General features: G+C 67.1%; 15 protein-coding genes. 3 read left to right on the top strand and 12 right to left on the bottom strand.

All coding sequences use genetic code 11. The annotated features are described in order from the left end of the window. Positions 1-260 precede the first annotated feature (260 nt). Positions 261-3,494: a BTAD domain-containing putative transcriptional regulator gene (locus tag ACZ50J_RS06290; RefSeq protein WP_464300415.1), complete on the top strand. Its 3,234-nt coding sequence runs from the start codon at positions 261-263 to the stop codon at positions 3,492-3,494. On the opposite strand, the gene ACZ50J_RS06285 is transcribed toward ACZ50J_RS06290, so the two are convergent. The 9 genes from ACZ50J_RS06285 to ACZ50J_RS06245 all read right to left on the bottom strand — a co-directional run bounded on the left by ACZ50J_RS06285 (position 3,485) and on the right by ACZ50J_RS06245 (position 12,517). Beyond that, complete coding sequence (locus ACZ50J_RS06285) at positions 3,485-4,303, bottom strand: ABC transporter permease (protein WP_464300414.1); 819 nt, start codon at positions 4,301-4,303, stop codon at positions 3,485-3,487. The genes ACZ50J_RS06290 and ACZ50J_RS06285 overlap by 10 nt on opposite strands. Next, positions 4,300-5,328, bottom strand: a complete 1,029-nt coding sequence (locus ACZ50J_RS06280; RefSeq protein WP_464300413.1) for an ATP-binding cassette domain-containing protein — start codon at positions 5,326-5,328, stop codon at positions 4,300-4,302. Before ACZ50J_RS06280 ends, ACZ50J_RS06285 begins: the two co-directional genes overlap by 4 nt. Positions 5,329-5,485: 157 nt before the next feature. After that, positions 5,486-6,520, bottom strand: a complete 1,035-nt coding sequence (ilvC, locus tag ACZ50J_RS06275) for a ketol-acid reductoisomerase (RefSeq protein WP_464300412.1) — start codon at positions 6,518-6,520, stop codon at positions 5,486-5,488. A gap of 106 nt (positions 6,521-6,626) precedes the next feature. After that, complete coding sequence (ilvN, locus tag ACZ50J_RS06270; RefSeq protein ID WP_464300411.1) at positions 6,627-7,139, bottom strand: acetolactate synthase small subunit; 513 nt, start codon at positions 7,137-7,139, stop codon at positions 6,627-6,629. After that, positions 7,139-8,977 (bottom strand): acetolactate synthase large subunit, encoded by a 1,839-nt coding sequence (locus ACZ50J_RS06265; RefSeq protein WP_464300410.1) that lies wholly within the window; start codon positions 8,975-8,977, stop codon positions 7,139-7,141. The genes ilvN and ACZ50J_RS06265 overlap by 1 nt, the downstream gene beginning before the upstream one ends. 329 nt (positions 8,978-9,306) lie before the next feature. After that, positions 9,307-10,134 (bottom strand): ectoine/hydroxyectoine ABC transporter ATP-binding protein EhuA, encoded by an 828-nt coding sequence (gene ehuA, locus ACZ50J_RS06260; RefSeq protein ID WP_464301321.1) that lies wholly within the window; start codon positions 10,132-10,134, stop codon positions 9,307-9,309. 1 nt (position 10,135) lies between these two features. After that, positions 10,136-10,822 (bottom strand): amino acid ABC transporter permease, encoded by a 687-nt coding sequence (locus ACZ50J_RS06255; protein ID WP_464300409.1) that lies wholly within the window; start codon positions 10,820-10,822, stop codon positions 10,136-10,138. Continuing rightward, positions 10,819-11,574, bottom strand: coding sequence for an amino acid ABC transporter permease (locus tag ACZ50J_RS06250; protein WP_464300408.1), 756 nt, complete (start codon positions 11,572-11,574; stop codon positions 10,819-10,821). The genes ACZ50J_RS06255 and ACZ50J_RS06250 overlap by 4 nt, the downstream gene beginning before the upstream one ends. A 37-nt stretch (positions 11,575-11,611) precedes the next feature. After that, positions 11,612-12,517: a transporter substrate-binding domain-containing protein gene (locus tag ACZ50J_RS06245; RefSeq protein WP_464300407.1), complete on the bottom strand. Its 906-nt coding sequence runs from the start codon at positions 12,515-12,517 to the stop codon at positions 11,612-11,614. A gap of 314 nt (positions 12,518-12,831) precedes the next feature. On the opposite strand from ACZ50J_RS06245, the gene ACZ50J_RS06240 reads away from it, so the two are divergent. Both ACZ50J_RS06240 and ACZ50J_RS06235 read left to right on the top strand, forming a co-directional pair. After that, positions 12,832-13,293, top strand: coding sequence for a GNAT family N-acetyltransferase (locus tag ACZ50J_RS06240; protein WP_464300406.1), 462 nt, complete (start codon positions 12,832-12,834; stop codon positions 13,291-13,293). 33 nt (positions 13,294-13,326) lie between these two features. Beyond that, positions 13,327-14,100, top strand: a complete 774-nt coding sequence (locus ACZ50J_RS06235) for an SDR family NAD(P)-dependent oxidoreductase (protein WP_464300405.1) — start codon at positions 13,327-13,329, stop codon at positions 14,098-14,100. A gap of 21 nt (positions 14,101-14,121) precedes the next feature. Here ACZ50J_RS06235 and ilvD read toward each other — a convergent pair whose 3' ends face one another. From ilvD to ACZ50J_RS06220, 3 genes are read right to left on the bottom strand one after another with little or no spacing between them, the layout of a single operon-like run. Beyond that, complete coding sequence (gene ilvD / locus ACZ50J_RS06230) at positions 14,122-15,975, bottom strand: dihydroxy-acid dehydratase (RefSeq protein ID WP_464300404.1); 1,854 nt, start codon at positions 15,973-15,975, stop codon at positions 14,122-14,124. Positions 15,976-16,021: 46 nt separating this feature from the next. After that, a complete protein-coding gene (locus tag ACZ50J_RS06225) occupies positions 16,022-16,546 on the bottom strand; it encodes a SixA phosphatase family protein (RefSeq protein WP_464300403.1) in 525 nt (174 codons plus the stop codon). 13 nt (positions 16,547-16,559) lie between these two features. Beyond that, positions 16,560-17,489, bottom strand: coding sequence for a 2-hydroxyacid dehydrogenase (locus ACZ50J_RS06220; RefSeq protein WP_464300402.1), 930 nt, complete (start codon positions 17,487-17,489; stop codon positions 16,560-16,562). Between the last annotated feature and the right edge of the window lie 263 nt (positions 17,490-17,752).

Raw genomic sequence — 17,752 nt, 5'->3', positions numbered from 1 at the left:
GTCCTTCAAGTGACGAGCCGACCGCGACGCTCCCCCGTGTGGGACCGGGCCGGCGAAATTTCGAAAGTGGTGGGTGTCAGCGCAGCGCGGGGTCTCCGCGACGAGGAGCTGACTCAGAACCCGCCGCGGCAGCCGATGAGGATGAGGCCCCGCTTCATGTGGCCAAGGTACGCCGCCGTGTCCGCTTCCCGATACCCAAATCTCACGATGTGGATGTCGTCGATGGGGGTCCGCGACGTGTCGCCGACTAGGCTCACGGGGTGAGTATCCGGCTGATCGTGCTGCCCGAGATCTCGCTGGACGGCAAACCGGTGACAAGTGCCGCGATCGGCCGCCTCGTCCTCTCCCTCGCCGCCGACCTGCGCGCCGGCGTCAGCACCTCCCGGCTGATCGACGAGTTGTGGCCGAGACAGCGACCCGAGCATCCGAACAAGGCCCTGCAGGTTCTCGTCTCGCGAGCGCGCTCGGCACTGGGTCATGAGCTCATCGCCAGCACCCCGGTCGGCTATCGGCTCACCCTGCCCGAGGAGGACGTGGATGCCACGAGCGTCCGACTGCGCACCGTCGCCGCCCAACGTGCTGCTCGTGATGGCGACCCGGAGGGCGCACTGCAGCACGCCGAAGCCGGCATCGCCCTGTGGCCGGCCGCGACCGCCGGCGACCCGGACCCGGACGACCCGGTGCAGCAGGTCCGGCTGGACACGCTCTCCCTGCTGACCACGTTGCGTCGCGAGCGAGGCCTCGCCCTGGCCGCCCTCGGCCGCCATACCGAGGCGAAGGAGGCACTCGCCGCGTGCGTCCACGACGGACCGGCCGACGAGACGGTGCTTGCTGCGCTGTTGCGAGCGGAAGCTGCCACCGGATCACGCTCGGCCGCACTGGATCGGTATGAGCGACACCGTCGTTCGCTGCGCGACAAACTCGGCACCGATCCGGGCCCGGCCCTCCAGGCCGTCCACCAGGAGCTTCTCGAGAGCGACCGTCCGCAGGTCCGCACCGGGGTCGAGCACGACCCCAATCCGCTGCTCGGCAGGGACCACGACGTCGAGGCCGTCACCGCGCTGACCACCACGTCCCGGGTGACCTCGATCCTCGGACCGGGCGGACTGGGCAAGACCCGGCTGGCCCACGCGGTCAGTCGCCGGTCGTTGCAACGAACCGTGCAGTTCGTCGGCCTAGCCGGTGTCACCGACTCCGCGGACGTTGCGACGGAGGTTGCGTCCGCGCTCGGAGTCACCGGCGTGAGCACCAGGGCCGGTCGCACGACCGAGGCCCCGACCGACCTCACGACGGCCATCGCACGCAGCCTGTCCGGCGGGTCGGCGCTGTTGGTGCTGGACAACTGCGAACACGTCCTCGACGGCGCAGTCGCCCTGGTGCGTTCCCTGGTCGCGCTGCTGCCGGACCTGCGCATCCTCACCACGACGCGCGCGCCGCTCGGGCTGTCCTCGGAGACGACCTATCCCCTGGCCGAGCTCGAACCCGACACTGCCGTCGAGCTTTTCACCCAACGGGCCCGCGCCGTACGACCGGACATCGAGTTGCCGGACGATGTCGTGAGACGCCTGTGCGCCCGCCTCGACGGACTCCCCCTGGCACTCGAACTCGCCGCTGCGCGCACCAACGTGCTGTCCGTGCAACAGATCGAGCAGCGCCTCGGCGATCGGTTCGCGCTGCTGAACCGCGGCGCCCGCGACGCACCCGACCGACACCGCACCCTGCAGGCGGTCATCGACTGGAGTTGGCAACTGCTCGGTGCGCCCGAGCAGGAGGCTCTCGCCATCCTGTCCGTCTTCGCCGACGGTTTCGATCTGGAGGCTGCGGGTGAGGTGCTCGCGGCGACCGGTCCCGGCACGACACAGCACGACGTCAACCCGGTCGACCCGGTCGACATTGTCGAGCACCTCGTCGACCAGTCCCTGCTCCGCAGGTCGGATCGCGGCGGGCGGCCCCGCTTCCGGATGCTGGAGACCGTGCGCGAGTTCGGCGCCGAGCGGCTCGCGAGTGCCGGCCGCACCGAGGAAGCCGGCCGCGCCGTGACACGGTGGGCCGCCGGGGTCAGTCGAGTGCACGGTCCGGTTCTCTTCGGCCCGGAACCGGACGACGCATTGCGTTACCTGCTTGCCGAGGAGGACAACCTCACCGCGACCCTGCGCAACGCCATCGAGTTCGAGGATCCGGTCTCGAGCGCTGCGATCTTCGGTGTGCTCGGTGCGCTGTGGTCTGTCCAGTCGCGCCACGAGCAGGTCTTCGGACCGGCGGCTGACGCGATCCGGGTGATCAGCCATTACACGCCGGAGCCGCAGGATCTGGAGATCACCCGGCAGGCGATCGTGCTCGGCGCCGTCAACCTCAACATCGTCGCGAACCCGACGGGGCTGCGTGCGCTGGTGCTGCTCCAGCGCCTCCCGACGGCGAGCACCCCGGGGATCGTCGAAGCGCTCGGCCGCCTGATCACCGCCGAGAACGGCGGCCGGGTGGCGCGGGGCAGCCGCATCCTCGACGCCGACCGTGCGCTCACCCTGGCCGAGTCGGCCGACCCGATGCTTCGGGTCACCGCGATGCTGCTCGCGTCGCACGTGCTGGAGAACGACGGCCGCGTCACGGAGGCGTTGCAGATCGCCCGACGTGCCGTGCGCGAGGATGCCTTGCGCCAGACCCTCTGGGGCAGCCTGGTCAACCAGTCCAGGGTCGCCGAACTCGCCTCTGCCGTCGGCGAATACGCCGAGGCAGAGTCGACCGCGGAGCGCATCCTGCCAGTGCTGGAACGGTTCGGCGCGCAGGGTGACATCACCTCGATGCGGTGGATGCTCGCCACCCTGCATCTGCATCGGGGCGACCTGCTCGGCGCCGGCCGCCAGCTGCAGGTCGCAGGCGTGGACGCGGCCGACGACGCCTTCGGCGAGGGCACGACGGGCCTGACCATCCGCGCCGAACTCGAGCTCGCGCACGGCCAGATCGAGACCGGTCTGCGTCGCTACCGGGCCGCCGTCGAACACGCCGAATCCCGTTCGCACCTGGCCCCGTTCATCGGTGAGGACACCACGACACCCTGGGTGACGATCGCACGGGTCGGCAGCCTCATCGCGCACACCGTGCACGGCCGGCTGGACCAGGTGCCCGGTCTCGCGGACCAGCTGGCCGACTCATTGGCGGATGCTGCCACCTACATCGCCAGCCCCACGTCATTGGTCGTCCGGGTGGACCTGCCGGTGTGCGGCTGTGCGGTGCTCGGACTCAGCTACGCGCTGGCTGCGACCGCCACCGACGCGGCCGGATCCGCCCACGCCGCACAGGGTGTCGCGTTGTCCAACGCCCTCGGTGCATCACGCACGCCACCGGCGATGTCGCTACGCCGGGCCGAGGAGCTCGCCATACAGACCGATGCGCCGGCATACACCTCCGGTCAGAAGATGTATGCCGGCGCGGGCCGGGACGAGCTGCTCAAGCAACTGTCCGCCTGGCTCGAGGGTCTGCCCTCGGCTCAGAGCTGACGGCGATAGCCGCGAACGGCGAGCGGCACGAAGATCGCGACGACCGCGCCACAGGCGAGCAACGCCCAACCGACCTCACTCGTCACGGTGCCGTCGTTCGCCAGCGAGCGCAACGCCGAGACGACGTGCGAGACCGGGTTGAACTTCACGAAGGTCTGCAACCAGTCCGGCAGGGTCGACGCCGGCACGTAGGCGTTGGACAGGAACGTCAGCGGGAAGAGCACCATCATCGAGATGCCCTGCAGACCCTGCGCCGACTTCATGATCGTGCCGAGGAAGGTGAACACCCAGGACAGTGACCAGGCCGCGAAGATCACCAGCAGTCCCGCGCCGAGGACGCCGAGGACACCACCACCGGGCCGGTAGCCCATCGCGATGCCGACCCCGAAGGTCAGCACCGTGGCGATCGTGTAGCGGATCGTGTCGGCGACCGCCGGGCCGGCGAGCGGCGCGAAGCGGGACATCGGCAATGACTTGAAGCGGTTGAAGACACCCTTCTCCATGTCCTCGCGCAGTGTCACGCCGGTCGCCATACAGGTCGTGAGCGCGGTCTGGACGAGGATCCCGGGGATCAGCATGGGCAGATACTTGGAGACTCCACCGGCCACCGCGCCACCGAAGATGTAGCCGAACATCGGTGTGAACAAAAGGGGTTGGATCGTCACGTCGAAGAACTGCTCCGGGTTCCGGCGCATCTTCTGCAGCGCCCGGCCGGCCATCAGCAGCACCTGGTGCAGGGTCTCCGCCGGGCTGACCCGTGAGTGCAACTCCGGCAGCTGGACGGTGTCCGGGGTGGTGAGTGTGGTCATCGGCTGACCTCCATCTGGTCGAGGTGCTCATGGCGTTCCGCTTCTGCGGCGGGGTCGTCGGCAGCGGCGTCGTCCGTGGCGGGTGCGCCCGTCAGGGCGAGGAATACCTCGTCGAGGGTCGGTTCCTCTACCTTGACCTCGTGCACGCTGATGTCCGCGTGCCGCAGGGCGATCAATACCTCGGCAGCGTCGTCGGCGCGCTCCATGGGCACCGTCAGCCGAGCCGCCTCGGGCGTGCGGCTGGCCGTGCGGCCCAGGACCGTGGCCACCGCGCGGGCGGCCGCATCCATGTCGTCCGGGTCCGCCAGCCGGACCGCCAGTGTCGACCGGCCGACCGACGCCTTGAGCTCCCCCGAGGTGCCCTCAGCGACCTTGCGGCCCTTGTCGATCACGGCGATCCGGTCGGCGAGCTGATCGGCCTCGTCGAGGTACTGCGTGGTGAGCAGGATCGTCGAACCCTGCCGGACCAGATCGCGGATGGTGTCCCACATCTGACCGCGCGTGCGCGGGTCGAGCCCGGTCGTCGGCTCGTCGAGGAAGATCAGTGGCGGGGACGAAATGAGGCTCGCGGCGAGATCCAGCCGGCGACGCATCCCGCCGGAGAACTTCTCCAGCAGCCGGTCCCCGGCATCGGTCAGGCCGAATCGGTCCAACAGGTCGCCGGCGGTCCGCCGGGCACGCTCGCGCGACTGGCCGTGAATGCGGGCGAAGAGCACGAGATTCTCACGCGCGGTGAGCCGTTCGTCGACCGACGCGTACTGACCGGTCAGCCCGATCAGCTGTCGGACCTTGTGCGGTTCATGGTGCACATCCAGGCCGAAGATCCGCGCCGAGCCACCGTCGATGCGCAGCAGGGTCGCCAGCATGCTCAATGTTGTCGTCTTGCCGGCGCCGTTGGGCCCCAGGACGCCGAAGACCTCCCCCGGGCGCACCAGCAGATCGATGCCGTCGACGGCCCGGACGGTGCCGAAGGTCTTCACCAGACCGGTTGCCTCGACGGCGAGTTCGTTCGTGGTCGTTGTCATGGGACCACCGTCCCGCGTCCCGGATTCCGGCCGGTTTCAGCCCGGTTTCACGCACGCCATACAAATGCCGAATGACGGCTTCCTCGCCGAGTGACGGCCCAATTGGACCGTCAGTCGCCGAGGAAGCCGTCATTCGCGATGGACTTCCCGGTCGGGGTCAGCGTGCGGCGCTGCCCTCGACGTAGTCGGTGTCGGTGTCGCTGTCCTTCAGCCAGCTCATCAGGCCACGCAGCTTCTTGCCGGTGGTCTCGATCGGGTGCTGCGCACCCTTCTCGCGGAACGCCTTGAACTCCGGTGCACCGGCGTCCTGATCGTCGATGAAGCGCTTGGCGAACGACCCGTCCTGGATGTCGGCCAGCACGGCCTTCATGTTCTCCTTCACGTGCGGGTCGATGACGCGCGGGCCGGAGACGTAGTCACCGAACTCCGCGGTGTCCGAGATCGACCAACGCTGCTTGGCGATGCCGCCCTCGACCATCAGGTCGACGATGAGCTTGAGCTCGTGCAGGCACTCGAAGTAGGCGACCTCGGGCTGGTAACCGGCCTCGGTCAGCACCTCGAAGCCGTACTGCACCAGCTGCGACGCGCCACCGCACAGCACCGACTGTTCGCCGAAGAGGTCGGTCTCGGTCTCCTCGGTGAAGGTCGTCTTGATGCCGCCGGCGCGCAGGCCGCCGATGCCCTTGGCGTAGGACTTTGCGAGGTCCCAGGCGGTGCCCGAGGCGTCCTGCTCGACCGCGAGCACGACCGGGACGCCGCGACCGTCGACATACTCACGACGGACGATGTGTCCCGGACCCTTCGGGGCGACCATCAGCACGTCGGCGTCCGCCTTCGGCTTGATGTAGTCGTAGCGGATGTTGAAGCCGTGCCCGAAGACCAGTGCGGCACCGGGGTTCAGGTTCGGCTCGATCTCCTCGGTGTAGAGGGTCCGCTGGACCTGGTCGGGCGCCAGGATGACGACGACGTCGGCCTCCTTGACGGCCTCGGCGACAGGCAGCACGCGCAGCCCTTCGTTCTCGGCCTTCTCCTTCGACTTCGAGCCGTCGCGCAGGCCGATCCGGACGTCGGCGCCCGAGTCGCGCAGGTTGAGTGCGTGCGCGTGGCCCTGGCTGCCGTAGCCGATGACGGCGACCTTGCGGCCCTGGATCACCGACAGGTCGGCATCGTCGTCATAGAACATTTCGGCCACTGGAGTCTCCTTGGTTGATATCTGAAATTGATTGGTAGATAAACGAATTGGTGCAAGGTACCTTTCGAGACACTCGCTCGTTCCCTCGCGAGTTCCTCAAGGCTCTCTAAGCACTGCGGCGCCCTCGGTCGGTGATGGACTTGCCACCCCGTCCGACTCCGACGAGCCCGGACTGCACGATCTCCCGCACGCCATACGGATCGAGGACCTCGAGCAGGGCCTCGAGCTTGCCGGGCGTGCCGGTCGCCTCGATGACGACGGCGTCGAGGCCGACGTCGACCACGTTGCAGCGGAACATCTGCGTGATCTGCACGATCTCCGCCCGGGTCGCGGCGTCGCAGCGAACCTTGATCAGGACGAGTTCGCGCTGAACAGAGGCGGATTCGTCCAGCTCGACGACCTTGAGCACCTCGATGAGCTTGTTGAGCTGCTTGGTCACCTGCTCGAGCGCCGTCTCGTCGACGTCGACGACGATCGTCATCCGGGAGACTTCGTCGTTCTCGGTGGGTCCCACCGCGAGCGAGTCGATGTTGAAGCCGCGCCGCGAGATCAGGCCCGAGATGCGTGCCAGCACACCGGGCTTGTCCTCGACCAGCACCGACAAGGTATGGCGTGCCATCAGTGCGTCCCCTCCGCTGCGTCGTCGTCGCGATCCCACACGGGCGTCATGGCCCGCGCCGTCGTGACCAGGTCATTGCTCACTCCGGCCGGGACCATCGGCCACACCATCGCATCGCGTTCGACGACGAAGTCGATGACCACCGGAACATCGTTGATCTCCAACGCTTTTGCGATCGTCGCGTCGACGTCCTCGGTCTTCTCGCACCGCAGGCCGACGCATCCGTAGGCCTCGGCGAGCTTGACGAAGTCGGGGATGCGCGAGCCGACAGCGGTGTGCAGGTCCGTGTTGGAGTAACGCTCGTTGTAGAAGAGCGTCTGCCACTGCCGCACCATGCCGAGGCTGGAGTTGTTGATGATCGCGACCTTGATCGGGATCTTGTTGATCATGCAGGTGGCCAGTTCCTGATTGGTCATCTGGAAACAGCCGTCGCCGTCGATTGCCCAGACGACCCGGTCGGGTTCGCCGACCTTCGCGCCCATCGCCGCGGGCACCGAGTAGCCCATGGTGCCCAGGCCGCCGGAGTTGAGCCAGGAGTTCGGGCGCTCGTAGTGCACGAACTGCGCAGCCCACATCTGGTGCTGTCCGACCCCGGCGGCATACACCGCATCGGGCCCGGTGAGCGCGCCGATCCGCTCGATGACGTACTGCGGCGGGATCGCCGTCGCATTGTCGGCAGGGCTGTAGCCCAAGGGGTAGGTCTCGGCCCAGCCGCGCGTGCGCTGCTGCCACGAGGCGAAATCGAGGGCTCGGCCGGCCTCGCTCTCCGCACGGAGGGCACCGGTGAGGTCCTGGATGACCTCCTTGGCGTCACCGACGATCGGGACGTCCGCGACGCGGTTCTTGGAGATCTCGGCCGGGTCGATGTCGGCGTGGATCACCTTGGCGCCCGGGGCGAATGACGGCAGGTGACCGGTCACCCGGTCGTCGAAACGGGTGCCGATGGCGATCAGCAGGTCGGCCTTCTGCAGCGCCGTCACGGCGGCGACCGAGCCGTGCATACCGGGCATGCCGAGATGCAGGGGGTGGCTGTCCGGCACGACACCACGCGCCATCAGCGTCGTGACCAGCGGTATGCCGCTGAGCTCGACCAGCTCACGCAACTCCTCGGCCGCACCGGAGCGCACGATGCCGCCGCCCAGGTAGAAGACCGGTCGCTTGGCCTCCCGGATCAGTTTCGCGGCGGCCCGGATCTGCTTGTGGTGCGGCCGGGTCACCGGCCGGTAGCCGGGCAGGTCGATGTCGGTCGGCCACTCGAAGACCGTGGTGCCGACCATCGCGTCCTTCGTGACGTCGACCAGGACAGGTCCCGGACGGCCGGTGGAGGCGATGTGGAAGGCCTCCTTCACCGCCGTTGCGATGTCGCCCGGCTCGGTGACCAGGTAGCTGTGCTTGGTGATCGGCATCGTGATGCCGCGGATGTCGGCTTCCTGGAAGGCGTCCGTGCCGATCGTCTTGGAGCTGACCTGCCCGGTGATCGCGACCATCGGAACCGAGTCCATGTAGGCGTCGGCAATCGCGGTGACAAGGTTGGTCGCGCCGGGGCCGCTGGTCGCCATACAGACGCCGACCCGTCCGGTCGCCGATGCGTAGCCCTCGGCCGCATGCCCCGCGCCCTGCTCGTGCCGGACGAGGATGTGGCGCAGCTTGGTCGAGTCCAGCAGCGGGTCGTATGCCGGCAGGATCGCTCCACCCGGCAGCCCGAAGACGACTTCTACCCCGGCGGCCTCGAGCGCGAGCACCAGACTCTGCGCACCGGTCACCTCCTCGGGAACCGTCGGCGGTTTCGCCGCGGGTGCCACTTCTGCTGGAGTGGGGATCGGGCTCTGCGTTGTCACCTTGTCGTCCTTAACTCTTCGGAAGCACGCTCGCGCATAAAAAAACCCTCATCCCGGATTCCGGGCAGTGAGGGTCAGCGCGCTAGCCGAATGAATCAGCTTGCGCGCCTTGGAAGTACGAGAATTCGTGCCACCGCTCCAGTGTCGTGCGACGGCCGATGACCGTCAACATTCTGAGATAGCGATCTCAGAATGTGGTCGTGACCTAAAACACCACCGCCCCGGGACCGGGTCTCGGGGCAGCTTGAACGGGTGTCGGGATCGCAGGTACGACGATGCCGAGTGGACGAGCCTGCGAGTCCATTCGGAGGGAAGTACCTGCAAAAGACTCAGAGGATCGCCTGCAGGAACTTCTTGGTGCGTTCGTGCTGCGGGTTCGAGAACATCGCGTCCGGCGTGGACTCCTCGATGATGTGTCCGGCGTCGAACATCATCACGCGGTGTGACACATCGCGAGCGAACTGCATCTCATGCGTCACCAACAGCATGGTGATGTCGGTGGTGTCGGCGATGTCGCGCAGCACGCCGAGCACGTCACCGACCAACTCGGGGTCCAGCGCAGAGGTGACCTCGTCGAGCAACAGGATCTCCGGCTCCATCGCCAGTGCGCGAGCGATGGCGACGCGCTGCTGCTGACCACCGGACAAGCGCGTCGGGTGCTCCTCCGCCTTGTCGGCGAGCCCGACCTGGTCGAGCAGCCTCTTGGCCTTCTCCCGCGCCTCGTCCTTGGACTGACCGAGCACGTGGATCGGCGCCTCGACGATGTTCTCGATCACCGACATGTTCGGAAAGAGGTTGAACTGCTGGAAGACCATCCCGATCCGCTTGCGGATCCGGGCAACCTCCTTGGGCTTCATGGCGATTCGCTTACCCGCCTCGTTCTTGGTATGCGTCAGCGGGTCGCCGTCGACGTAGATGAACCCGCCGCTCAGCTCCTCGAGCGTCATGAGCAACCGCAGGATCGTGGTCTTGCCGGATCCGCTGGGGCCGATGAGCGTCACACGTTCGCCCTTGGCGACGTTGAAGTTCAGGTCGTTGAGGACGACGTTCTTCCCGAACTGCTTCGACACGTCCTCGAAGGAGATTCGAGGTGCGCCGCCGGCGGTCGGTCCGACCCGGTGCTTCGACAGGTCCGGCGAGGCGGCGCCGTCGGTCATCTCAGTAGGCAAGTTTCTTCTCCATTCGGCGCATGAGGACGGATGTCGGGTAGCTCGCCACGAGGAAGATCAGACCGGCGATCGTGAAAGCCTCGATGTAGCTGAAGTTCTCGCCACCGATGCGCTTGGCCTCGGACACCATCTCCGCGACGCTGATCGCCAGCAGGTATGGCGTGTCCTTGAACATCGCGATCGTCCAGTTGCCGAGCGACGGCAGGGTTGCCCGCAGCGCTTGCGGGATGACAACGGCCCGCCAGGTCCGGCTCTGCGGCAGGGACAGGGCGGTCGCCGCCTCCCATTGCCCCTTCGGCAGTGATTCGATGCCCGCCCGGTAGGACTCGGCCATGTAGGTCGAGTAATGGACCGCGAAGACCACGATGCCGACGATCATCAGCCGGTGCCGCAGTTGGTCCGGCCCGTCCAGATGCGCCAGCCAGCCTCGCGGCGTCACGATCCCATAGGTCACGATCAGCAACTGCAACGGCAACGGCGTCATCCGTATGACGCCGAGCAGGAAGCCCAGCGCCTTGCTGAGCAGACTTGGCAGCTCGCGCAATGCGATGGCCCAGACCAATCCGAGGATCGCCGACAGCATCGACGCGACGACCGTGACCACCAGCGTGACCTGGAGGAACGCCTTCAGCAGATCCGGGAAGGCTTCCTGTGCGATGTTCCAATCCCACGTCATACGCCCGCACCTCCCCCGCCTGCCGGGGCCAGGGCGACGGCACGATCGACCTTCAGATTGCGTCGCGTGTCCGTCATCCCGAGACGACGCTGGGCACGGCGTTCGAGCACCCGCAGGAAGCCCGAGAACGCCAGCGCGACGAAGTAGTAGATGACGAAGGCGATCCCGTAGACCGTCCACATGTCGGCGCCGCCCTTCCGCAACTCGTCACTGACGTAGGTGAGGTCGAGCAGCCCGATGAAGTAGGCGATCGCCGTGCCCTTCACGAGCATCACCATCAGGTTGTTCAAGCCGGGCAGCATCAGCGCCCATGCCTGCGGCCAGATGACCCGGCGGACCTTGGTGAACCACGACATGGACAGCGCCGTGGTCGTCTCCCACTGCCCCGGCGGTACGGCGTTCAGTGAACCGCGCACCACCTCGGAGCCGTATGCGCCGTAGTTGAGCCCGAGGGCCAGGATGCCGAAGAGCAGCAGGTGCGAGCCCCAGCCGAACAATTGCGGGGTGACATAGGCGAAGAAGAAGAGCTGCACCACGAGCGAGGTGCCACGGAAGAACTCCACGATCACGCGGGTGACTCCGCGCAGCACGACGAACCTCGAGATGGACGCCAGCCCCAGTAGGACGGCGACGACGAACGCCACCGCCCCACCGAAGACGGACAACTCGAGTGTCACGCGCAGCCCGTCGAGCAGGTCCGACCAGTTGTCCTGCAAAGTGCTGACGACGCCCGTGGGCGCGATGGACGACATCTCAGGCACGGTCAGCGCCTCTCGATCGTCCGATCACTTACTTGGCGTCCGGCAACTTGCCGGAGCACAGGTACTTGGTGTCGGTGGTCTGGCCCTTCGGACGCTCGGCCTCGGTGAAGCCGTACTTCCCGACGATCGCGTTGAACTGCTTCGGGTCGTCGATGATCTTCTTGAGTTCCTTGTTGTATGCCTTCAGCAATTCGGTGTCGCCCTTGCGGAAGACCGCCGCGCCCGCGCCGATCTGCAGCTTGCCGTCCACGGTCGCGGTGAACGCCTTGGTGACCTCGACCTTGCTCTGCGCCTTCTGCGTCTTGACGAGGGTGCGCAGCGAGATGGCGGTCAGCGCGAAGACGTCGGCCTGGCCGTTCTCGACCGCTTGCAGACCCTCCTCGGGCGAGCCGACCGTCTGCGTCTGGATGCCCATCGTCTTGGCGTAGCCCTGCTCGATGGCGCCGTTCTCGGTGACCAGGTTGACCTTCTTGGCCTTGAGGTCCTGCATGGTGTGCAGCTTCTTCGGGTTGCCCTTGGGAACCAGGAAGGCCGTCTCGTAGGTGATCTCCGGGTAGCTGAAGGCCGCCTTCTTGCAGCGCTCCGGCAGGATCGACATACCGGCACTGACCTCGTCGTACTGGCCGGCCGTCAGACCGGGGATCAGCGCATCCCACTCGACCTTCTTGGCCTCGACGGTGTTGATGCCGAGCTTCTTGTAGACGGCCTTGTCCAGCGCGATGGTCGCGCCGTCCGGCTTTCCGTCCTTGCCGATGAAGCTGTACGGGTTCTCGCCGTTGATGCCGACGACGACCTTGCCGGCCTTCTTCAGCGACGCGACGCTCGCACCGCCTTTGCCGCCGCCTCCACTCGACCCACCACACCCCGAGAGGGCAAGGGCTCCCGCTGTCAGAACAGCAGCGGCGGCGGTCGCACGTCGTGTACGCAGTCTCATGTTTCTGGGCCTTTCGACACACGGGGAGCCACGCCGAACGCACCTCCGGGGAATCGGTCCTCTGGAGGCTATGTCGCCGTTCGACACATCTCAATCACAGGTTTGGTGCACGTCATGCGCCGGTCAAGGACGGTCCAAGCAAGCACAAAAACCCGCTCTGACCAGCCACGACGACACATTGTCGACATGTCGACGATAGTCGCATGCGGTGCGTTTTGCCCGGAAGTCTTCGTTATCAGTTTGAGACGTTGCCCGTCGCTGGCCGCCGAATCTGTGTCACACGTCACATCCACCACACGCGTTAAGGTCCTGAAATGCGTGTACGAGCGATCACCGACGACGAACTCCCCGACTACATCTCGACGACCATGCGCGAGTATGCCGAGGACAAGCACAACAACGGCGGCATACCTCTCGAGCAGGCTCATGCCGAAGCGTCCAGAGAAGCCGAGCAACTCTTCCCCGGTGGACGGCTGGCACCGGGTCACGCGGTGTTCATCGCCACCGACGACGCGGGCAGCCGAGTGGGCCGGCTGTGGATGGCACCGCGCGGCGAGAGCACGGACGTCGCGTTCATCTACGACATCCAGGTCGAGGCAGCCGCACGGGGCAACGGCTACGGCCGGGCAATCATGCAGGAGGCTGCGCGATGGTCCCGCGACAACGGCTACAGCACGCTCGCACTGCACGTCTTCGGCGGCAACTCGGTGGCGATCAACCTCTACGAGTCGCTCGGATTCGTGACCACCGATCGGATGATGAAGCTCGAGCTCTGACCGGGCGTCGCACCCACGTCATACGGTCGAGTCATGGTTGACCGGACCCGTCGAGCGTTGATCACCGCCAGCACCTCCGGCATCGGGTATGCCGTCGCGCAGAACCTGCTCGAGCAGGGCATGGCCGTCACGGTGCACGGGCGGACGGACGACTCCGCAGTCGCGGCGGCCGCCAGGCTGGGTGCCGGCGTCCACGCGGTCCATGGCGACGTCGCGAAGCCGGATGAGGTGAGCGCGCTGGCCGTCGTCATCGCGCGTGAGGAGTTCGACGTCCTGGTCCACTGCGCGGGACCGTATGCCGAGCACACGTACGACACTGCTACTGCTGCAGATTGGGAGTCGGCATACCGAACGAACGTCGTATCGGCCGTCCAGCTGGCCTCGGCCAGCCTGGCGCCGATGCGTCGACGGGGGTTCGGCCGGGTGGTGTTCATCGGCACCCGGGCGACCCGGACGCCGATCCCCACGATGATCGAATACTCAGCGGCCAAGGCCGCACTCGCCAACGCGACGATCAGCCTCGCACGCACCGCCGTTGCGCCTGGCGTGACCGTCAACATGGTCAGCCCGGGCGTCATACTCACGCCGGCGATGCAGCAGATGTTCCGGAGCCGGCCAGAAGCAGCAGGCCTGCCGTGGTCCGAGGTCGAGGCGTCACTCGTCGCTGATTACGCACCCAACCCGCAGGGTCGCCTCGGCCGCGCCGAAGAGATCGCGGCAGTGGTCGGCTTCCTCGTCGGCGACGACGCCGGTTACATCAACGGCGCCGACATCCCCGTGGACGGGGGCATCACCGGCACGCGGTGACTCCGGTCCGAGCTCGGGCGTTCAGCCGCGCGTCGGCAGCTCGCGCACGGCGCCACGGTCGGCCGAGGTCGCCATCGCGGCATACGCCCAGAGCGCCTTGCTCACCGCGCGCTCGCGGTTCTTGGGCTGCCACGGCTGGTCGGATGCCTGCATCTGCTCCCGGCGACGTTGCAACTCCTCGTCGTCGACCTGCAGGGACAGGATCCGCTTGGGGACGTCGATCAGGATCATGTCGCCGTCCTGCGCCAGGCCGATCGCGCCGCCGCCTGCGGCTTCGGGCGAGACGTGGCCGATGCACAGACCGCTGGATCCGCCGGAGAAGCGACCGTCGGTGACCAGGGCGCACTTCTTGCCCATCCCGGTGCCCTTCATGAACGCCGTCGGGTGCAGCATCTCCTGCATTCCGGGGCCGCCCGCCGGACCTTCGTAACGTACGACCAGGACCTCACCCGGCTGGATGATCTTGTTCAGGATGACGTTGACGGCCTCCTCCTGGGACTCGACGACCCGCGCCGGACCCTCGAAGTGCCAGAGTTCCTCCTCCACGCCGGCCGTCTTGATGACGGCGCCGTCGACCGCGAGGTTGCCGCGCAGGATCGCCAGGCCGCCCTCGGCGGTGTAGGCGTGCTCCTTGTCGTGGATGCAGCCGTTCTCGGCGTCGGTGTCGAGCTCGGACCAGACGTTGTCGGTCGAGAAGGGCTCGACCGTGCGCACGCCGCCGGGCGCCGCGTGGAAGAGCTCGACCGCCTCGTCGGTGGCCTTGCCGGACCGCACGTCCCAGTCGTCCAGCCACTGCTCGAGCGACGGCGAGTGCACCGAGGTGACGTCGGTCTGCAGCAGACCGGCGCGGCGCAACTCACCGAGGATGGCCGGTATGCCGCCCGCACGGTGCACGTCCTCCATGTGAAAGAACGAGTTGGGCGCGACCTTCGACAGGCAGGGCACGGCGCGGCTGATCTCGTCGATGGTGGCCAGGTCGAAGTCCTTGACCTCGCCCTCCTGGGCGGCGGCAAGGATGTGCAGGACGGTGTTGGTCGATCCGCCCATCGCGACGTCCAGCGCCATCGCGTTGCGGAAGGCTGCCGACGTCGCGATGTTGCGCGGCAGGACCGAGTGATCGTCGTCGTGGTAATACCGCTTCGCCAGGTCGACCACGACCGAGCCGGCCCGCTCGAACAACCGGCGCCGGAACGCGTGAGTCGCCAGGGTCGAGCCGTTGCCCGGCAGCGCCAGGCCGAGCGCCTCGGTCAGGCAGTTCATCGAGTTGGCGGTGAACATGCCGGAGCAGCTGCCACACGTCGGGCAGGCGGAGTTCTCGATCGCGGCGAGTGCTTCCTCGTCGACCTTCTCGTCGGCGGACGCGGAGATCGAGGTGATCAGGTCCGACGACGGATGCACGACACCGTTGACCGAGACCGTCTTGCCGGCTTCCATCGGGCCGCCCGACACGAAGACCGTCGGGATGTTGAGCCGCATCGCGGCGTTCAACATGCCCGGGGTGATCTTGTCGCAGTTGGAGATGCACACGAGTGCGTCGGCGGTGTGCGCGTTGACCATGTATTCGACGGAGTCGGCGATGATCTCGCGGCTGGGCAGCGAGTAGAGCATGCCGCCGTGGCCCATGGCGATGCCGTCATCCACGGCGATGGTGTGGAACTCGCGCGGTACCCCGCCCGCGGCGCGCACGCCTTCGCCGACGATCTCCCCCATGTTCTTCAGGTGCACGTGACCCGGAACGAACTGGGTGTAGGAATTCGCGATCGCGACGATCGGCTTGCCGAAATCGTCGTCGGTCATCCCGGTCGCGCGCCAGAGCGAACGAGCGCCCGATGCGGCACGACCGACGGTGGTTGTCCGAGACCTCAGAGCTGGCATGGCTCCAGACTACGACTGCTGTCCACGGATTGGGACAGCAGTCCCATCACTCGGACGCGCGGGCGGTGTGCAGTGAGATCAGTCGACCGGTCCCCGGCGCGAGGTCCTTCCAGGGGACACTGATCTCCAGGACCGCCGCGGTGCACGTCGGCCAACCGTCGTCGAGAGAAGGGGCGTCCGGGTCCGGCTCGACGCCCTCGGTGAGGGTCGCCGCAAGACCGGGTACGCCGGGGGCGTGACCGACGAGCGCGATCGAACGGGATGGCGGACCCTCGTCCTCGATGACGTCGATGAGACGGTCCACCGAAGCGTTGTAGATGCGCTGGTCATTGGCGACGAGCGCGCCGAGGCCGCTGCTGGCGACGACGTCCGCCCAGGTCTCGCGGGTTCGGACCGAGGTCGAGCAGAGCACCAGGTCGGGGCGCAGCCGGTGTTCCTTGAACCATTCGCCGAGTGCCTTCGCGTCGGCGTGCCCACGATCCGTGAGGGCACGGTCGTGGTCGATCTGGGCGCCCGGATCGGCGGCCTTGGCGTGCCTGACGAGGATCAGCTGACGGGTGGCTGAGGTCATGTGATCCAGCATTTCACCTCGAGCCGGTGGCGACGACATTGCTCAACGGCGCGCCCGCAGCGAACTGTGCGAGTTCTGTGCGCAGGAGCCGCAGTGCACGCGGCTCGAAGGCGGTCGTCGCGCCCCCGACATGTGGGGTGATGAGCACCCCGGGAGTGCGCCACAGCGGATGATCGGGCGGCAGCGGCTCCGGATCCGTGACATCCACGGCCGCCCGCACCTGCCCGGCGGCGCACGCCTCGACGAGCGCATCGGTATCGACGATGCCACCACGAGCGACGTTGACCAGCAACGAGTTTCGCGGCATACGGGCCAAGAATTCGGCGTCCACCAGATGATGTGTGGCGTCGGTGAGGGGAAGGATCAGGAACACGACGTCGTGCTCCGGCAGCAACGTCGGCAACTCGTCGATCCCATGGATCCGATCTACTAGGTCATCTCCCCCGCGACCCCTGGACGCCACCGCGGTGACCGAAACCTCCATCGGCAGTAGGCGTTTCGCGATCGCCACCCCGATCGATCCGTAGCCGATGATCAGCGCGTGCCGGTCGGCGAGCGACGGCTGCCCCGCCAGCCGCAACCATTCGCCCGTGCCTTGCGCCCGGACCGACTCGGGTATGCCGCGCTGCGCCGCAATCGCCAGCCCGACAGCGAGCTCCGCCGTCGACGTGTCATGGATGCCCCGCCCGTTGGCGAGATCAACCCCCGCCGGGAGATAGGGCACCGCGTGCTCGAAACCGGCCGTCACCAGTTGAACCGCCCGCAACTGTGGCAACTCCGCCAGCCTGGCCAGCCGCTTCGCGTTGCCCATGTACGGCGGCACCACGAGCTCGATGTCATCCCGCGGCGGGGCGTCCTTCATGTCCCAGCACACCGCCTCCACGCCCTCGACATCCGCGAGCGCAGCGACCCATTGTTCCTCCGGCACCGACACGACCACCATGCCTCAGAACCTAATCCGGACATGACCGTCGAAAGATCGCGGGTAGCCCGAACGACGACGCAACGATCGAGACCAAATCGCCCGAACACAGACGACATGACCCCTGCCACCAAGGTGACGACCGAACGCTCCTCAGCCGATTACAGACGAATACGTATGCAGGCACCGAGGTGAGAGCCAAGGCGTCGGCTGCGTCGTCGGGACGGGCCTATGCAGTGAACGGAGCGCTAGCGGAGAGAACGGAGTGAGACCGGCACGGCGGC

This window comes from Flexivirga sp. G2 (genome assembly GCF_055397625.1).
Note: the sequence above shows the minus strand (reverse complement) of the source record. Positions and strands in the feature narration are given on the sequence as shown.